At 41.9% G+C, this 18,469-nt stretch carries 17 protein-coding genes; 15 read left to right on the top strand and 2 right to left on the bottom strand.

Going from position 1 to position 18,469, the window contains the following annotated elements:
• Positions 1–32: 32 nt before the first annotated feature.
• From AC2117_RS15070 to bfmS, 3 genes are read left to right on the top strand one after another with little or no spacing between them, the layout of a single operon-like run.
• A complete protein-coding gene (locus AC2117_RS15070) occupies positions 33–215 on the top strand; it encodes a hypothetical protein (RefSeq protein ID WP_016801725.1) in 183 nt (60 codons plus the stop codon).
• Entirely contained in the window at positions 212–928 is a 717-nt protein-coding gene (gene bfmR / locus AC2117_RS15065) for a response regulator transcription factor BfmR (protein WP_003653488.1), read from the top strand. The genes AC2117_RS15070 and bfmR overlap by 4 nt, the downstream gene beginning before the upstream one ends.
• Before the next feature lie 32 nt (positions 929–960).
• Complete coding sequence (bfmS, locus tag AC2117_RS15060; RefSeq protein ID WP_042896838.1) at positions 961–2,610, top strand: sensor histidine kinase BfmS; 1,650 nt, start codon at positions 961–963, stop codon at positions 2,608–2,610.
• Between the two features lie 22 nt (positions 2,611–2,632).
• Here the strand turns inward: bfmS and AC2117_RS15055 are convergent, their stop codons facing one another.
• Both AC2117_RS15055 and AC2117_RS15050 read right to left on the bottom strand, forming a co-directional pair.
• Positions 2,633–2,986, bottom strand: coding sequence for a hypothetical protein (locus AC2117_RS15055; RefSeq protein WP_133975161.1), 354 nt, complete (start codon positions 2,984–2,986; stop codon positions 2,633–2,635).
• 91 nt (positions 2,987–3,077) lie between these two features.
• On the bottom strand, positions 3,078–4,496 hold the full coding sequence (locus tag AC2117_RS15050; protein ID WP_133975159.1) for a diguanylate cyclase: 1,419 nt from the start codon (positions 4,494–4,496) through the stop codon (positions 3,078–3,080).
• A gap of 424 nt (positions 4,497–4,920) precedes the next feature.
• On the opposite strand from AC2117_RS15050, the gene ndhC reads away from it, so the two are divergent.
• The 12 genes from ndhC (at position 4,921) to nuoM (ending at position 18,468) form a co-directional block, all read left to right on the top strand.
• Entirely contained in the window at positions 4,921–5,472 is a 552-nt protein-coding gene (gene ndhC / locus AC2117_RS15045) for an NADH-quinone oxidoreductase subunit A (protein WP_009393853.1), read from the top strand.
• 6 nt (positions 5,473–5,478) lie between these two features.
• Positions 5,479–6,156 carry a NuoB/complex I 20 kDa subunit family protein gene (locus AC2117_RS15040; protein ID WP_002050353.1) on the top strand — a complete coding sequence of 226 codons (678 nt, stop codon included), beginning with the start codon at positions 5,479–5,481 and terminating at the stop codon, positions 6,154–6,156.
• A gap of 83 nt (positions 6,157–6,239) precedes the next feature.
• Positions 6,240–8,027, top strand: coding sequence for an NADH-quinone oxidoreductase subunit C/D (nuoC, locus tag AC2117_RS15035; protein WP_003653478.1), 1,788 nt, complete (start codon positions 6,240–6,242; stop codon positions 8,025–8,027).
• Between the two features lie 13 nt (positions 8,028–8,040).
• Positions 8,041–8,550 (top strand): NADH-quinone oxidoreductase subunit NuoE, encoded by a 510-nt coding sequence (gene nuoE / locus AC2117_RS15030; RefSeq protein WP_133975157.1) that lies wholly within the window; start codon positions 8,041–8,043, stop codon positions 8,548–8,550.
• Positions 8,547–9,878: an NADH-quinone oxidoreductase subunit NuoF gene (gene nuoF, locus AC2117_RS15025; protein WP_133975155.1), complete on the top strand. Its 1,332-nt coding sequence runs from the start codon at positions 8,547–8,549 to the stop codon at positions 9,876–9,878. The genes nuoE and nuoF overlap by 4 nt, the downstream gene beginning before the upstream one ends.
• Before the next feature lie 12 nt (positions 9,879–9,890).
• Entirely contained in the window at positions 9,891–12,575 is a 2,685-nt protein-coding gene (nuoG, locus tag AC2117_RS15020; protein WP_133975153.1) for an NADH-quinone oxidoreductase subunit NuoG, read from the top strand.
• A 3-nt stretch (positions 12,576–12,578) separates the two neighbouring features.
• Positions 12,579–13,595 (top strand): NADH-quinone oxidoreductase subunit NuoH, encoded by a 1,017-nt coding sequence (gene nuoH, locus AC2117_RS15015; RefSeq protein ID WP_003653472.1) that lies wholly within the window; start codon positions 12,579–12,581, stop codon positions 13,593–13,595.
• Positions 13,596–13,613: 18 nt separating this feature from the next.
• Positions 13,614–14,156, top strand: a complete 543-nt coding sequence (nuoI, locus tag AC2117_RS15010) for an NADH-quinone oxidoreductase subunit NuoI (RefSeq protein ID WP_042896848.1) — start codon at positions 13,614–13,616, stop codon at positions 14,154–14,156.
• Complete coding sequence (gene nuoJ, locus AC2117_RS15005; protein WP_014205902.1) at positions 14,156–14,674, top strand: NADH-quinone oxidoreductase subunit J; 519 nt, start codon at positions 14,156–14,158, stop codon at positions 14,672–14,674. Before nuoI ends, nuoJ begins: the two co-directional genes overlap by 1 nt.
• Positions 14,674–14,982, top strand: a complete 309-nt coding sequence (nuoK, locus tag AC2117_RS15000; protein WP_003653467.1) for an NADH-quinone oxidoreductase subunit NuoK — start codon at positions 14,674–14,676, stop codon at positions 14,980–14,982. The genes nuoJ and nuoK overlap by 1 nt, the downstream gene beginning before the upstream one ends.
• Entirely contained in the window at positions 14,979–16,868 is a 1,890-nt protein-coding gene (nuoL, locus tag AC2117_RS14995) for an NADH-quinone oxidoreductase subunit L (protein ID WP_133975151.1), read from the top strand. The genes nuoK and nuoL overlap by 4 nt, the downstream gene beginning before the upstream one ends.
• A gap of 1 nt (position 16,869) precedes the next feature.
• A complete protein-coding gene (gene nuoM, locus AC2117_RS14990) occupies positions 16,870–18,468 on the top strand; it encodes an NADH-quinone oxidoreductase subunit M (protein WP_133975149.1) in 1,599 nt (532 codons plus the stop codon).
• The last annotated feature ends 1 nt before the right edge of the window (position 18,469 follow it).

The following is an 18,469-nucleotide window of genomic DNA, read 5'->3' as shown; positions in this document are numbered from 1 at the left end:
AATAGAATATGAAATTTAATAACAATAACTAAATGTTAAAAACACGAGAAAATTCAAAGGTTAATAAAATGCAACAAAACATGGTTGTCATGTATCAGTTTGGTGAACGCCTACTTGTTTACAATGTAAACGTGTGTATATTGCAAATGATAAACGAATGTATCTGCAAGATTTTTAAGATGCATGTAATGAGATTTATAGGGGCAATGATATGAGCCAAGAAGAAAAGTTACCAAAGATTCTGATCGTTGAAGACGACGAGCGTTTAGCACGATTAACTCAAGAATATTTAATCCGCAACGGCTTGGAAGTTGGTGTAGAAACTGATGGTAACCGTGCAATTCGTCGTATTATTAGTGAACAACCAGATCTAGTGGTCTTGGATGTCATGTTGCCGGGTGCCGATGGTTTAACCGTTTGTCGTGAAGTTCGCCCACATTATCATCAACCGATTCTTATGTTGACTGCACGTACAGAAGATATGGATCAGGTACTTGGCCTAGAAATGGGAGCAGACGACTATGTCGCTAAACCAGTTCAGCCACGTGTACTTTTAGCCCGTATCCGTGCGTTATTACGCCGTACAGATAAAACTGTAGAGGACGAAGTTGCACAACGTATCGAGTTTGATGACCTTGTGATTGATAATGGCGGTCGTTCAGTAACGTTGCATGGTGAGCTTGTTGATTTCACTAGCGCAGAATATGACCTATTATGGTTGCTTGCATCAAATGCTGGCCGTATCTTATCGCGCGAAGATATCTTCGAACGTTTGCGCGGTATCGAATACGATGGTCAGGACCGTTCAATCGATGTTCGTATCTCACGTATTCGTCCAAAAATTGGCGATGATCCTGAAAATCCAAAGCGTATTAAAACAGTACGTAGTAAAGGTTACTTGTTCGTTAAAGAAACCAACGGGTTATAAGGTCTGTATAAACTTCCTATAAGGTTGGTCGAGTGTTTAAACACAGCATATTCCTGCGAATATATGCGGGACTGGTAATTCTTGTTGTTTTGGTTGCCGTTTTTGGCTATTTGCTTGTACAAATCATCAATTATCAACGAGCACAAGAATACAGAGAGTCTTTAACTGATGGTATTTCTTATGTCATTAGTGAAGGAGTCGCTCGACAACCGGGGAAGCAACAGAAAATAGACTGGGTTTCAGATGCATCAGATTTATTGGAGCTTCCAATTTATTACACTGATGCGAGCAAGGTTGAGTTATCTCGTACCGAGAAAAAACGAATCGAAGCCCAAAAGTCTGTTGTCCGTTACGATGCCAGTAATAGTATTGCGTATATTATTATTGGTTTACGTGATGATCCTCAACACTTTTTATCCATAAAAGTGGACAAAATTAGTGAGCGCCAAATGAAGGCCCTCCCTATTTTTGTACTTGATTATTTAATGTTTTATCCGGGGCAGGAACAAGAATATCTTGCTAAGATTCAAAAACATTTTTCATATCCAATTAATATTTATAACATTCAAGATATTAATTTAGACTCTGAACAAATTGGTCGTTTACGCCAAGACCAAAGTGTCATGTTGTACAAAGATAGCGCAACAATGCGTGGCACAACCATTTCAATCGTATCTCCAATCCCAAATCATCCGACACAAGTTCTGGTTCTTGGACCGGTTCCAATGTTTAACTGGATGCCGCTACAGCTTTCTGCCGGGATTACCTTATTTAGCCTCTTTTTATTGAGTTTAGGGGTTTATGGTCTTATCTTGCCGTTAGAGCGTAAAATTCGCCAAGTGCGTTATGCCTTAAACCGTATGAAGTCAGGTGACTTGTCATTGCGTGTTCCTATTGAAGGAAGTGACGAGATGGCAAACTTGGCATCAAGTTATAACAATATGTCTGATCATATTCAGCGTTTAATTGAGGCACAGCGCGAGTTGATGAGAGCCGTATCTCATGAACTGAGAACGCCAGTTGCCCGTATACGCTTTGGTACAGAGATGTTGGCAGAAGAAGATGATTACAATCATCGTATGCATCAGGTCGACATGATTGATAAAGACATTGAGGCGCTCAATACCTTAATCGATGAAATCATGACTTATGCAAAACTAGAGCAGGGTACGCCTTCATTAGATTTTGCTGAAATTACTTTATTTGATGTATTAGATCAGGTTGCGGTAGAAACCGAAGCCTTAAAAACGCAAAAAGAAATTGAACTTGTTGCTCCTCCTCTTTATGTGAAAGTAGATGCAGAACGTCGTTATTTACATCGGGTTGTTCAAAACTTGGTAGGTAACGCTGTTCGTTATTGTGATAACAAAGTTCGAATTACAGGTGGTATTCACAGCGATGGCATGGCTTTTGTTTGTGTTGAAGATGATGGTGCTGGAATTCCTGAGCAAGATCGTCAAAGAGTATTTGAAGCCTTTGCCCGTTTAGATGATAGCCGTACTCGTGCGTCGGGTGGCTATGGTTTAGGGTTGTCAATTGTGAGTCGTATTGCTTATTGGTTCGGTGGTGAAATTAAAGTAGATGAAAGTCCTACTTTAGGTGGAGCTCGCTTTATCATGACATGGCCTGCAAAACGCTTTAAACAACCTCCTTTAAAAGCTAATAAAAAAGCACCTTCATAAAGGTGCTTTTTTATTGCATCATTTATAATCGAGTCGCATCTGGTTCCAAAATAGGTTTTCCGCTTCTTAAGCTGGTCAACGCATCGGAATTAAAGTCGATCAGTAATGAATTATTTTTTGCATCAATCTGGTATTTTTGAATAAGAGGTTGATCTCCATTAATCGTTTCTATTTTATATTCATCTGCAATATGCAAAATACTTTCTAGGTTTGTTGTCGTTGATGCAAAATCCTGCCTAAATATTTCATAGACATCTCGTAAGTCAAAAATTGCATTGTTAGCATCTGGATGTTTGTGAATATAGCTTTCTATATGTCGTACAAGTAACTGTGCAAACAGGTAGTAGTTTGGTTTATGCGTATATTCTAGAGTCATGCATTTTTCTCCTTATTATCTGTTATTAGCATACATGGCAAAATATGGGATATTGTATAAAATTCATTACACTAGATGATTAAATGAAAACCTATAAAGATATAAAGACCCGATTACGCCCTTGGCGTTTTGCTTGATATAAAGCGTCATCTGCTTCTTTAAATAAATTTTCAATTACTCTATGAGAAGAGGGGGAATATAAACTTATGCCAATACTGACTTGTATGAAAATTGGTAATTTTCCATAGATATAAATCGGTTGCTGACTAATTTTAATTCGTATTTGCTCTGCAAGGTCAAAGGCACTTTCTTTTGTAGTATCTGCAATAAAAATCGCAAATTCTTCACCGCCAAAACGGCCCAACAAATCATGAGGATGCAAAATATTTTGAATGGTGGTGACACAAGTTTGTAGAGCGCGGTCACCTATTTGGTGGCCATAGTTGTCATTAACTTGTTTGAAATGGTCTACATCAAGCATGAAAAAGGCTGAGGTTTTATTTTCCTTGTGTACCTTTTCTTGAAGTAGTCTGACCGATTGCAAAAACTGGCGTCGAGTGAGGCTAGAAGTTAGTTCGTCATGTGCAATGGCGTGTTGAAGCTTTTGGATTAATTCTGAATGTAAAACACTAATGCTAGAGACGGTAAGAGGTGCAATCGTCATCATAATTAGTCCAATACGAATTGAAATGGTATTGCTTAAATATTCGTTTGGATAAAGCAAAAGGTAGTGTCCAGAGACATGATAGATAATATAGGCGCTGGTAAAGGTCGTAATGAGTGCAACAATGATCGGTTTGTAGCGTATAGCACACCAGATGAGTGCGGCAATTGGGTAAAGTAATGAACCAGGGCCAGAGTCATAATAGCTTGCGGCAATAGAAATAATGACAGCTAAAAAAGGTAAAAGGTCAATTGCTTGTAAGCCATGATTTCTCGAAAAGTAATGTTTTACCTGACTATATTGAGGTAGGTTCAATATGATTGGCAAAAGAAGTAAAGCGTTTTGTAATTCTGAAGTAAACCAATAACCGAATTCATCCCACAAACTCCCAAGCATAAATTTGGTATTAAACATAGGAACGAAAGTTGCTGCAAACAATGCACCTGCTACGCTGCCTATACCACATAGACCAAATAAAAAGAGGTAGGAATAGCCTCGATAGGCCGCTTTAATATGCTGATTAAAAAACATATAGAGGGCCAGGGTAGTGACAACATAAATAAAATTTGACGTTGTTAAAACAAGTGTGAGGGTAAATGGAGTACCTTGAAATAGATCGCTAATCAAATACCCTATATAGGCCCCTAATAATGTGCTTGGTCGACGCGTACTTGGAAAGCGAATCAGTAACCCGAGCAAAACAGAATTGGCAGGCCAAAAGAACGCCAGAAAACTTAAAGGACGAGATGCGATGCCAATAAAACAACATACCGTAATAATAAAACCAAACAGGAGAAAAAATTTTAAAGAAGAGGAAAATGAAAATTCACGAAGTGAGTATGGCATCAGCTGCCCTTAATGATAAACACTCTTATCCAAGAGTAATAAAATATTATGCATGACTAAACATTCATCATAATTCAGAGGGGAAGTTGAATACAATAAAAAACAAACTAATATTATAAAAAAGTAAGTTATAAAAACTTAATGGTTGATGAACTGTGTAATTATTCTAAAATTAAAAAATGAAAAAAATCATCATAAACAAAAAAACTATTAAATAAACCGATTATGTGCGGTGAAACCCCCCTTACAACCCATAGAAGAATAGTTTTGTTTAGAAAATCATCCGAAAGACTAAGACGCTTCAACTAGCATGCGAAATTAGAAATCAGGTACAATTGGCGGGATTAATTTTGTGTTTGGTGTATTTGAAGGCCAATACATACATTCTTTGTTAAATAATAGGCCTGCCAGGAGTTATCCCCGCATGAGTGCCATTACTCCATACGACTGGGCGATTATCGCCTTCGTGATCGGCGTTACATTTCTTTGCGTCTTTATGCTCACAGTTCCCTTACTCCTCGGGGGGAAATCGTGGGGGCGTGCTAAGCAAGAGCAGTTTGAATCGGGTGTCGTGAGTGCTGGTGGCGCTCGCATTCGCCTGTCTGCAAAGTTCTATTTAGTTGCAATTTTCTTTGTTGTCTTCGACTTAGAGGCACTTTACCTCTATGCATGGTCTACTTCTGTGCGTGAAGTAGGGTGGTTGGGATATACCACTGTCGTGATCTTTGTCGTTGATTTATTGATTGCGCTTGTTTATGCCTTCTCTGTAGGTGCTTTAAGTTGGTCACCAGCAGATCGCCGTAAATCAGCAGGTGAGGCGATTAAAATTGGTTCACCAACAATGAACATTGCTGAAATTACACGCTTTAACTCTATTGAAGAGCTCGTAACTGACCCTACAGGCCAGATTCCAGCTCAATCATCAGGTCGTGTTAAGTCAAAAAATACACCTGCATTGTCATCTGAAAAGGAGTAAGTCGGGATGAAATATACTCTGACCCGCGCGAATCCGGATGCTGATCAATACCCATTGCAAGAACGTCAAATCGTGACAGATCCACTCGAAGAGGAAGTGAATAAAAACGTATTCATGACTCGTTTAGAGGATGTCTTGCATACAGCAGTAAACTGGGGGCGTAAAAACTCCTTGTGGCCATTTAACTTCGGTACCTCATGTTGTTACGTTGAGTATGCAACGACCTTAACAGGCGTGCATGACTTGTCACGTTTCGGCGCAGAGGTTATCCGTGCTTCACCTCGTCAAGCTGACTTGATGATTGTTGCAGGGACCTGTTTCGTAAAAATGGCACCAGTTATTCAGCGTCTATATGAACAGATGTTAGAGCCTAAATGGGTCATCTCGATGGGTGCTTGTGCAAACTCTGGAGGTATGTACGACATCTATTCAGTAGTACAAGGTGTAGACAAAATTATTCCTGTTGACGTGTACGTCCCAGGTTGTCCGCCTCGTCCTGAAGCATTAATTCAAGCTTTAATGCTTTTGCAAGACCAGATTCAATTAGAGCGACGCCCGCTTTCTGCCGTGATCGGTGATGATCTTCAGCCAGTGTATAAGCCAAAGATGATGCCAGAACGTGACCGTAAGAATGCGCAGCGTATTGCCGTTAAAAACTTACGCTCTATGGATGAGATTAAATAATTTTTTGACGGTGCGTTGACATATCTAGCGATATGTTCATCGAGAAAATTGACAGAATTTGTATTAAATAGGAAGCCAAGCCAATGGCTGAAACTGACATTGCTATGCCAGAGTCAACACCAGTTGATTCACGCCCAGCATTTGCAATCGTAGAAGAACTCAAAACCAAATTTGGTGAGAACTTTTACGTGCAGGCGACTTTTGAAGAGTTTCCAACAGTCTGGGTTGAGCGCGCACGCGTGCAAGAAGTCCTTATGTTCCTACGTAAAGTGGAACGTCCATATGTAATGCTGTTTGACTTATCTGCGATGGATGAGCGTTTACGTGTTCATCGTGATGGTTTACCAGCATCTGACTTCACTGTGTTCTATCATTTATTATCGCTTGAGCGTAATAGTGACATTCGTATCAAGGTTGCCTTGAACGAAAATGATCTTAACCTTCCGACAGCGACCAATATCTGGCCAAATGCCAACTGGTATGAACGTGAAGCTTACGATATGTTCGGTATCAATTTCGAAGGGCATCCAATGCTCCGTCGTATCTTGTTGCCAACGTACTGGGAAGGTCATCCGTTACGTAAAGAATATTCAGCACGTGCGACAGAATATACGCCGTACATGCAAGACAAAGCGAAACAAGACTTTGAACAAGAGCACTTACGTTTTGTTCCAGAAGACTGGGGTCTTAAGCGCGGTAACGCTGACGAAGATTTCATGTTCCTGAACTTGGGTCCTAACCATCCATCTGCACATGGTGCGTTCCGTGTTGTATTGCAGTTAGATGGCGAAGAAGTGAAGGACTGTGTTCCTGATATCGGTTATCACCACCGTGGTGTGGAAAAGATGGCTGAACGTCAAACATGGCATTCTTTCATTCCTTATACAGACCGTGTGGACTACTTGGGTGGTTGCGCTCAGAACATGCCGTATGTGATGGCTGTAGAGCAAATGGCAGGAATCAAAGTTCCTGAACGTGCTCAAGTCATTCGTGTCATGTTGAACGAATTATTCCGTATTAATAACCACTTGTTGTTCTGTGGTACGGCAATTCAGGATGCCGGTGGTATGACACCAGTATTCTATATGTTCGCAGACCGTCAAAAAGTTTACGACATTGTTGAAGCAATCACGGGTTACCGTATGCATCCAGCATGGTTCCGTATTGGTGGTACAGCACACGATCTTCCAAATAACTGGCAAAAACTTGTTAAAGACTTGCTAGAGTGGATGCCTAAGCGCTTAAACGAATACTACACAGCAGCATTGAAAAACTCTGTGTTTATTGGTCGTACGCGTAACGTTGCGCAATACGATGCTAAGTCTGCACTCGCATGGGGTGTGACAGGTACTGGTTTACGTGCGACAGGTATTGATTTTGATGTTCGTAAATATCGTCCATACAGTGGCTATGAAAACTTCGATTTTGATGTGCCAGTTGAGTATGAAGGCGATGCTTATGCACGTGTACTCGTTCACTTCCGTGAAATTACTGAGTCGTTAAAAATTATTCAACAGTGTTTGGATAACATGCCTTCTGGTCCATATAAAGCGGATCATCCATTGGCTGTTCCACCACCGAAAGATAAGACATTACAAGATATTGAAACCTTGATTACGCACTTCTTGAGCGTTTCATGGGGTCCTGTCATGCCAGCGGGCGAGTCATCATTTATGACTGAAGTGGTTAAAGGTGCAAGTACGTATTACTTGACTTCAGATAAATCGACGATGAGTTATCGTACTCGTATTCGTACACCGACGTTTACTCACTTACAGCAAATGCCTGCAGTGATTAACGGCAGTTTGGTATCTGACTTAATCATTTATCTGGCGACCATTGACGTGGTTATGGCTGACGTGGATCGCTAAGAGGTAACACATAATGATGATTTTGACTGATAAAAAGCCACGTGTGAATGTTGAAGGGATTTTGACTGCGGAAGAAATTCACGACATCGAACATCACATTGGTCACTATCCATACCCTCGTGCAGCCTCTTTGGATGCATTGAAGTGTGTACAACGCCGTAATGGTTGGGTAGATGACGCTCAAATGAATGCCATCGCACAGTTATTGTCGATGAGTGTTGCTGATTTGGAAGGTGTTGCAACATTTTACAACCGTATCTATCGCCACCCGGTAGGTCGTCACGTGATTTTGCTTTGTGACTCAATTGCTTGCTTCTTAATGGGTGCAGAAACACTTGCTGAAGCATTCCAGCGCGAATTAGGTATTCAGTATGGTCAGACGACAGCAGATGGTCGTTTTACGCTACTTCCAATTTGCTGCCTAGGCAACTGCGACAAAGGCCCAACTTTAATGATTGATGAAGATACTCACGGTTTAGTTGAGGTGTCATCAGTCAAACAGTTATTGGAGAAGTATGTATGAATACTGAACCAAAACCAATTTATGGCGACGGTAATCCAGAAACTCACCCACTAACTTGGCGTTTAAGTAAACGTGAAGAAGTTCGTGGTGCTGATGATTACGAAGCACTTGAAGGTTATGCAGGCTTTAAAAAAGCATTAAGCATGAAACCTGCTGAAGTGTTAGATGTCATTAAAGCTGCAACCGTAAAAGGTCGTGGTGGTGCGGGTTTCCCAGCGGGTATTAAATGGTCATTAATGGCACCAAATGATGGTGGTCCACGTTATTTGATCTGTAATGCCGACGAAATGGAGCCGGGTACTTTTAAAGATCGTTTGTTGATGGAAAAACTTCCGCATCAATTGATCGAAGGTATGTTAATTGCGGGTTATACCTTAGAGGCAACTCAAGGTTATATCTTTATCCGTGGTGAATATATTGAGGCAGCTCAATATCTAAATGAAGCATTAGAACAGATTCGTGCTAAAGGTTATTTAGGCGAAAATATCTTGGATTCTGGCTGGAATTTTGATCTGCATGTACATACGGGTGCAGGGCGTTATATCTGTGGTGAAGAAACTGCATTGATTAACTCGCTTGAAGGCCGTCGTGCTAACCCACGTACCAAGCCACCGTTCCCGCAAGTTGCAGGAGCATGGGGCCGTCCAACAATTGTGAACAACGTTGAAACTTATAACAACTTGCCAGCAATTATGCTTCGTGGTCCAGAGTGGTATATCGGCCTATCTGCTGGTAAATCAAAAGACCCAGGCACTAAAATTTATGGTGCGTCAGGTAAAGTGAAATTCCCGGGTCTTTGGGAATTGCCATTTGGTACAACTGCACGTGAAGTGATTGAAGATCATGCTGGTGGTATGCGAGAAGGCTTAAAGCTTAAAGCATGGTTACCGGGTGGTGCTTCAACTGACTTTTTGCCGGCAGATACCATTGATTTACCAATGGATGCAGACACGATTATGAAAGCAGGTTCTCGTTTGGGAACATGTTTATTGATGGTGGTAGATGAAACTCAATGTATGGTATCGCTCACTCGTAACTTAGAAGAGTTCTTTGCGCGCGAATCATGTGGTTTCTGTACACCATGTCGTGATGGTTTGCCATGGGCTGTTAAAGCGCTTAAATCACTTGAAGCAGGCGAAGGTAAGAAAGAAGATATCGATCATTTACAAGAATTGACTCGTAAATTATGGATCGGTAAAACTTTCTGTGCCCACGCACCAGGTGCGATGGAGCCGCTTATGGGCGCACTCAAACATTTCCGTGGTGAGTTTGAAGCGAAAGTGACGACTCGTCCTGTCGTGCAAACCAGCAACGTAGAACAAGCTTAAGGAATTCGACTTATGGCTACAATTCATGTCGATGGAAAATCGTATGAAGTCAACGGCTCGGAAAACTTGCTACAAGCATGTTTGAGTCTGGGCATCGACATCCCATATTTTTGTTGGCATCCATCCTTAGGTTCGGTTGGTTCTTGCCGTCAATGTGCTGTTACGCAATATGCGAATCCAGAAGATACGCGTGGGCGTTTAGTCATGTCATGCATGACACCAGCATCTGACAACACCTATATCTCGATTGAAGACAAAGAAGCAACAGATTTCCGTGCATCTATTGTTGAATTTTTGATGACGAATCACCCGCACGACTGTCCAGTCTGTGAAGAGGGTGGTCACTGTCATTTACAAGATATGACTGTGATGACTGGTCATGACCGTCGTCGCTACCGTTTTACAAAACGTACGCATTACAACCAAGAACTCGGCTCATTCATTGCACATGAAATGAACCGCTGTATTGCTTGTTACCGTTGTGTTCGTTACTACAACGACTATGCGGGCGGTACGGACTTTGGTGTGTATGCCAATGCATCTCGTGTGTATTTCGGTCGTCCTGAATCAGGTACTTTAGAGTCTGAATTCTCGGGTAACTTGACTGAAGTATGTCCAACAGGTGTATTCACTGATAAGACACATTCAGAGCGTTATAACCGTAAATGGGACATGCAGTATGCACCAAGCGTGTGCCAAGGCTGTTCTTCTGGTTGTAACATTTCTCCGGGTGAACGCTATGGTGAAATCCGTCGTGTAGAAAACCGTTTCAATGGTTCGGTTAATCAGTACTTCCTTTGTGACAAAGGTCGTTTTGGCACAGGTTATGTAAACCGTGCAGACCGTCCACGTCAGCCTCAGTTCCGTAACAGTGAAACTGTTGCAACTGTTTCTGTCGACCAAGCTTTAGATCAAACGATTGCTAAGCTTCAAGGCAAAAAAGTTTTGGGTATCGGTTCTCCGCGCGCAAGCTTGGAATCGAACTATGCATTACGTGAGCTTGTAGGTCAGGCAAATTACTCAACTGGTATTGCGCAAAAAGAGCAAAGCCTTGTTGAACTTGCTGCATCTATCATGCAAACCGAGGGTATTTACAACCCGAACATGCGTGAAATTGAAAGTTATGATGCTGTTCTGATTTTAGGTGAAGACCTGACTCAAACTGCACCGCGTATGGCTTTGTCAGTTCGTCAAGCTGCGAAAAATAAAGCTCGCGAAATGGCTGCAAAAACACGTACGCCAGAATGGTTGGCTGAGCCTGTACAACGTATTGGTCAAGATGCAAAATCTCCGATCTATATCTTGGCTGCAACTCAAACTCGTCTTGCCGACGTTGCAACTGGTGAAGTTGTTGCTTCTCCAAATGATATTGCTCGTTTAGGTTTTGCAGTCGCTGCGGCAGTGAAAGGCGAAACAGTGAATGGTTTAGATGACGATGCAAAAGCATTTGCTCAAACCATTGCTGATACGTTAAAAGCGGCAAACAAGCCATTAATCATTGCGGGTACTAGCTTGCAAGATGCTTCTATTATGGAAGCTGCGGCTGAGTTGACTCAGAACTTGGGTTCTAAAGCTGGTTTAAGTCTTGTGGTTCCTGAAGTGAACTCGATGGGCTTGGCATTGTTTGGTGGCTTAAGCCTTGAACAAGCATTTGCTCAAGACTACGACACACTTGTTATTGTTGAAAATGACTTGTTCCGTCGCTTACCTGCTGTACAAGTGCAGGCTGCACTTGATAAAGCTGAAACAGTCATTGTGCTTGATCACAGTGAAACTGAAACTGTGAAACAGGCTGATATTGTACTTTCAGCAGCAAGTTTTGCTGAAGGTGACGGTACTGTTGTAAGCCAAGAAGGTCGTGCACAGCGTTTCTATCAAGTTTACGATCCAAGTTACTACAAACCTGAATATGCAATTAAAGAATCATGGCGTTGGTTACATGCCATTGAAACTGGCATTAAAGGTAAAGCTGTAGACTGGACATTGCTTGATGATGTGATTGAAAGCATCGTAAAAAATGTACCAGTACTTGAAGCTATTCAAGATGTGGCACCTGATGCAGGTTACCGTGTACATGGTTTGAAAATTGCACGTGAACCACGTCGTTATTCAGGTCGTACAGCAATGCGTGCGCCGTTATCGGTTCATGAACCTAAACAGCCTACAGATTTAGATTCAGCATTAACATTCTCGATGGAAGGTTATGTTGGTCCGCAAAAAGCATCATCATTAGTACCATTTGCATGGGCTCCGGGCTGGAACTCTCCACAATCTTGGAACAAATACCAAGATGAAGTGGGTGGTCACTTAAAAGGTGGTGATTCAGGTGTTCGTTTATTTGATCACCTAGCAAAACGTCCTGCACGTAGCTATGTAGCTCCAGTAGCGGTAGTTGCAAACCCTGAAAGTTTCCGCTTAGTACCAATGCATCATATTTTTGGTTCTGGTGAATTCACAATTAAAACACCTGCAATGGAAACTCGTATTCCAGAAGCGATGTTTGCAGTGGGCGAACAAGATGCAACTCGTTTGAACCTTCAAGAAGGTCAACGCATTACAGTAAAAGCAGGCGAAACCAGTGTGAGCTTGCCTGTACAAGTAATTGAATATTTACCTACAGGTTATATTGGTTACCCAGTTGGTTTAGCACCAATGGTGTCACTAGCTGAGCCTGTTTCAGTGGCTTTAGGAGTGTAATTCATGAATCAAGAAATTATACGTCAAACGCCACTTTGGGCTGAGAACTGGCCAATTGCCTATGCTGTAGTTCAAGCAGTTGTGATTTTGCTTGTGGTTGTTTTAGTTGCAGCGTTGATGTCTTTTATTGAACGTCGTTTGCTTGCTTTGTGGCAAGACCGTTATGGTCCAAACCGTGTTGGTCCTGGTGGTATGTTCCAGATCGTTGCCGACATGCTCAAGATCATGTTCAAAGAAGACTGGACACCAAAATTTGCTGACAAGCTTACATTCCGTTTAGCACCAGCTGTTGCAATGGCAACAGCGGTTCTTTCATTCATGGTTATCCCGGTGAGTCCTTCACTGGGTGTTGCCGACATGAGCATCGGTTTGTTGTTCTTCATGGCAATGGCTGGTATTGCAGTCTATGCAGTATTGTTTGGTGGCTGGGCTTCAAATAACAAATACTCATTGCTTGGTGGCTTACGTTCAGCTGCTCAAACCATTTCTTATGAAGTGTTTTTGGGTATTTCATTGATGGGTGTGGTTGCAATTGCAGGCTCATTTAACCTTCGTGAAATTGTTGAAGCACAACGAGATGTTTGGTTCGTCATTCCACAATTCTTAGGTTTCTTGATTTTTGTGGTTGCTGGTGTTGCGGTAACTCACCGTCATCCATTTGACCAACCCGAAGCAGAACAAGAATTGGCTGAAGGTTACCATGTTGAATATGGTGGTATGAAATGGGGGATGTTCTTCGTTGCTGAATATGTCAACGTGGTACTTATTTCTGCATTGATCGTAACTTTATTCTTCGGTGGCTGGTTAGCACCATTCAATTTAGAAATTCCATTTGTTCCGCCAGTATTCTGGTTTGTGATTAAAACAGCATTCTTTGTAATGATGTTTGTTTTGGCTCGTGGTTCTTTAATGCGTCCACGTTATGACCAAGTCATGAACTTTGGTTGGAAAATTTGTTTGCCATTGGCGTTGGTCAACTTGTTAGTGACTGGTGCTGTGATTCTGATGAATCAGGCCTAGGACAGCAGGGAGTACAAAATGTATAAATTTCTAGCTGGATTCGGATCGATTGTACGTTCGTTGTTTATGGTATTTAGCCATGTAACGCGTAAACGTGACACGATTTTATATCCAGAAGTACCAGCTGAACAGATTGTGCCGCCACGCTTTCGTGGTCGTATTGTGTTGACGCGTGACCCAGATGGGGAAGAGCGTTGTGTGGCATGTAACCTATGTGCGGTTGCGTGTCCGGTTGGCTGTATCTCATTGCAAAAAGCAGAAAAAGAAGATGGACGTTGGTACCCGGAATTTTTCCGCATCAACTTTTCACGCTGTATTTTCTGCGGTATGTGTGAAGAAGCGTGTCCAACAACTGCGATTCAGATGACACCAGATTTCGAACTTGGTGAATATGTACGTCAAGACTTGGTTTATGAGAAAGAAAACTTACTCATTTCAGGTCCGGGTAAATACCCAGACTACAACTTCTACCGTGTAGCGGGTATGGCAATTAACGGTAAAGAGAAAGGTCAGGCGCAGAAAGAAAGTGCACCAATTGATGTACGGAGTCTATTACCATGATGTGGCCGTTTTATTTGATGGCACTCGTGGCCATCGTTTCTACGGTTCGTGTAGTGACTAACACGAACCCTGTACACGCTTTACTTAGTCTAATTGTTTCATTGCTTGCTGTTGCTGGTATTTTCATGATCGTGGGGGCGCCTTTTGCAGGTGCTCTTGAAATCATTGTTTATGCCGGAGCAATTATGGTTCTGTTTGTCTTCGTGGTGATGATGTTGAATTTAGGTCAACACACTGTAGAACAAGAACGTAAATGGCTTTCTTCAGATGCTTGGGCATATCCAGCACTCATGAGTTTCTTACTCGGCTTGCTTTTGGTTTGGATGCTTGGTGGTGAATACACCACAATTTCAGCACCACTTGGGGCACAAGTGATTGGACCAAAAGTAGTTGGTCAAGCACTCTTTACTCACTATTTACTATTGGTTGAAGTTGCCGCGATGTTATTGCTAGCAGCCCTTGTTGCAGCATACCACTTAGGTAAACGTGAACCAGGTGCAGAAGAGGAAAAAGAATAATGGGCCAGATTCCTTTAGAACATGGTTTGATTGTTGCAACCATCCTTTTTGCACTCGGTTTTTACGGTGTAATGGTGCGACGCAACCTATTATTTATGTTAATGAGCCTTGAGGTCATGATGAATGCTGCTGCATTGGCATTTGTTCTTGCGGGTAGCGTATGGGCACAACCAGATGGACAAGTCATGTTCATTCTGATTTTGACCCTTGCAGCAGCAGAGGCATGTATCGGTCTTGCGATTGTTCTTCAGTTCTATCATCGCTTCCATCATTTGGATGTGGATGCTGCTAGTGAGATGCGCGGATGAGTTATTTATATCTAACAGTATTATTTCCGCTAATCGGTTTTATTTTATTGGCGGCAGGACGAGACAAACTCTCTGAAAATGTTGCAGCAATTATTGGTGTGGGTTCTGTAGGTTTCTCTGCATTATTTGCATTGATTGCTGGAATGGCATTTACCACCAGTGGTCAGCAAGTTTTTGTTCAAAACCTGTGGACATGGTTCAATGTTGGCGGTTTTGCACCGGGCATTAGCTTACATTTAGATGGCTTATCTTTACTCATGATGGGCATGGTTACAGGTGTTGGTTTCTTAATCCACATCTTTGCATCATGGTACATGCGTGGTGAAGAGGGCTATGCGCGCTTCTTCTCTTATTTCAACCTGTTTGTTGCCAGCATGCTTGTGCTTGTATTGGGCGACAACTTAGCGTTGTTATTCTTAGGTTGGGAAGGCGTAGGTCTTTGTTCTTATTTGCTGATCGGTTTCTATTATGCAAACCCTGCAAATGGTTGGGCTGCGATCAAAGCATTTACAGTTACCCGTGTAGGTGACGTATTCTTACTTATCGCTTTATTCTTGCTTTACCAACAATTTGGTACGTTGAATACTCAGTACATCGTTGAACATGCAGCAGAAGTAATGACGAAGAGTTCGTCTCTTACGATCTGGACTGCATTAATGTTGTTCTTGGGTGCGGCTGGTAAATCTGCTCAAATTCCATTGCAAACATGGTTGGCAGATGCAATGGCAGGTCCAACACCTGTTTCTGCATTAATCCATGCAGCAACAATGGTAACGGCTGGTGTATATTTATGCTGCCGTCTATTTAGCGTATTTGAACTTGCGCCTGAAGTGATGCAATTCATTTCGGTAACAGGTGCTGTGACTTTGTTAGTTGCAGGTTTTGCTGCACTCGTTCAAACAGACATCAAACGTATCTTGGCTTACTCAACAATGAGTCAGCTTGGCTATATGTTTATGGCTGTAGGTGCGGAAGCTTATCAAGCTGGTTTGTTCCACATGTTGGCCCACGCATTCTTTAAGGCATTATTATTCTTGTCGTCTGGTGCGGTGATTCTGGCTTACCACCACGAGCAAAACATCTTCAAAATGGGTGGCTTGTTCAAACGTAACAAATTCCTATTTGCTTGTTTCGCGATTGGTGGCGGTGCATTAGCAGCTATTCCATTCTTGACAATTGGCTTCTTCTCTAAAGATGCGATTCTTGGTGAAGTATGGGTACAAGGTCAATCAGTTGCTTTATATCACACCTTATATTGGGTGGGTGTAGCAGGTGCATTCCTGACTTCAATTTATACATTCCGTTTAATCTGGGTTGTATTCTTTGGTCAAGAAAACACGCCTTACCATGAAATTAAAGGTGCAACGTACTGGGCTCCATTGGGCATTTTAGCTGTACTGTCTACTTTTGTTGGTGCCGTATTAAAAGCACCTGTAGCTGGTATTCTTAATACTGCAAAAATTCCTGAATTCCATGTGGCTGAACAATTTGTAGAAGGCATGCATGGGGCAGAGCATTTAGCAGTAGGAATTGCGCTAGTTGGTCTAGTTGTTGGTATAGCATTATTTACATTTGCTTATGGTGCAGTGAAATCATTTGCTCAAACAAGTTTGGGTGCAGGTCTGGCACATATTTGCCGTACCGCTTTTGGTTTTGATGCATTGTATGACATCGTTTTTGTTAAACCTTATTTATTCTTCGCCAAAATCTTTGGCCGTGATCCGATTGACAGTTTGTGGTTAGTTCTTCCTGCACTTGTGAAAGGCGGAAATAGTTTTACAAGCTCACGTCAAACCGGATCATTGCGTGAATACGCATCAAGCATGTCACTCGGTGTAGTGGTGTTATTGATGATCTTGATCGTTATTCAGGTAGTGGGGAAATAAAATGGAAAACAATTTAATTTTACCCGCGCTGATTCTTGTTCCGTTCATTGCTGGTTTTATTTGTTGGTTAGTCGATAAGCTCGACAAAACCTTGCCACGCTGGATTGCCTTAATTGGTATGCTCATTACTTTGGGCTTAGGTCTTGCACTTTGGCAAAGTGGAACTTATAGCTATGAGTTGGGTTCAAAAATCCCAACTTGGTCTGCTGAGTTCTATTTACCGTGGATTCAATCACTCGGTATCGGCATTCACCTTGCAGTGGATGGCTTATCTTTACTCATGGTATTATTAACAGCGTTACTTGGTGTACTTGCTGTTGGTTGTTCATGGGGCGAAATTCAAAAGAATGTTGGTTTCTTCCACTTAAACCTCTTATGGAGTTTAGGTGGTGTTATCGGTGTATTCTTAGCGATTGACCTGTTCTTGTTCTTCTTCTTCTGGGAGATGATGCTTGTACCAATCTACTTCCTGATTGCGTTATGGGGTCATAAAGGTTCAAACGGTCGTTCACGTGTTTACGCAGCTACCAAGTTCTTCCTTTACACGCAAATCGCTGGTTTAGTGATGTTAATCGGTATTCTTGGTCTTGTAGTCTATGGCTACATGATGACCGGAATGATCGGTTTCGATTACAACTATTTATTAGCTGTAGCAAACCACTTACCTCCGAGCTTAGCGTATGGTTTCATGATCTGTTTCTTCATTGGTTTTGCAGTGAAGTTACCAGTATTTCCATTACATGGTTGGTTGCCAGATGCGCATGCTCAAGCTCCTACAGCAGGTTCTGTAGACTTGGCAGGTATCTTGATTAAGACAGCTGCGTATGGCTTGCTTCGTTTTGTTATTCCATTCTTCCCTACAGCTTCTGCACAGTTTGCAGATATTGCGATTATTTTCGGTTTGATTGGTATTTTTTACGGCGCATGGTGTGCTTACCAGCAAACTGATATGAAACGTTTACTTGCGTATACGTCGATTTCACACATGGGCTTTATTTTACTTGCAATCTATGCAGGTAATATTTTGACCTTCCAAGGTCTAATGATCATGATGTTGGCACATGGTTTGTCATCAGCTGCATTGTTCATTATGTCTGGTCAGATCTACGAACGTTTACATACACGTGACTTGCGTTTAATGGGTGGTCTTCGTGGCCAACTTCAGTACTTGCCATTCTTCTTGATGTTCTTCGTGGCTGCTCTTGTAGGCGTGCCAGGTTTGGGTAACTTTATTGGTGAATTCCTGATCTTGATGGGCTCATTTAATAAATATCCTGTATTCACGATTCTTGCTTCTATCAGCCTTGTATTTGCAGGCTTATATGGCTTGATCTTGATTCACCGTGCTTTATTTGGTGAACCAAACCCTGAACAAAAGCAACACTACACTAGTCCACTAAAAGACTTATCTGCTCGTGAAGTTGGTATTTTGATGATTTGTGCGATTGGTCTCGTTTGGCTTGGTATCTACCCACAAACATTCTTGGATATGTCTCATTCAAGCATGCAGTGGTTGGTCAATAGTTATATGCCAGTTCAAGAAGTCGTTGAAACTGTTCAGCAAACAGCTACTCAACTTGACCATGTGGAGATCCAATAAT

The sequence above is a fragment of the Acinetobacter calcoaceticus genome, assembly GCF_900520355.1.
GTDB classification, from domain to species: Bacteria; Pseudomonadota; Gammaproteobacteria; order Pseudomonadales; family Moraxellaceae; genus Acinetobacter; species Acinetobacter calcoaceticus_C.
Note: the sequence above shows the minus strand (reverse complement) of the source record. Positions and strands in the feature narration are given on the sequence as shown.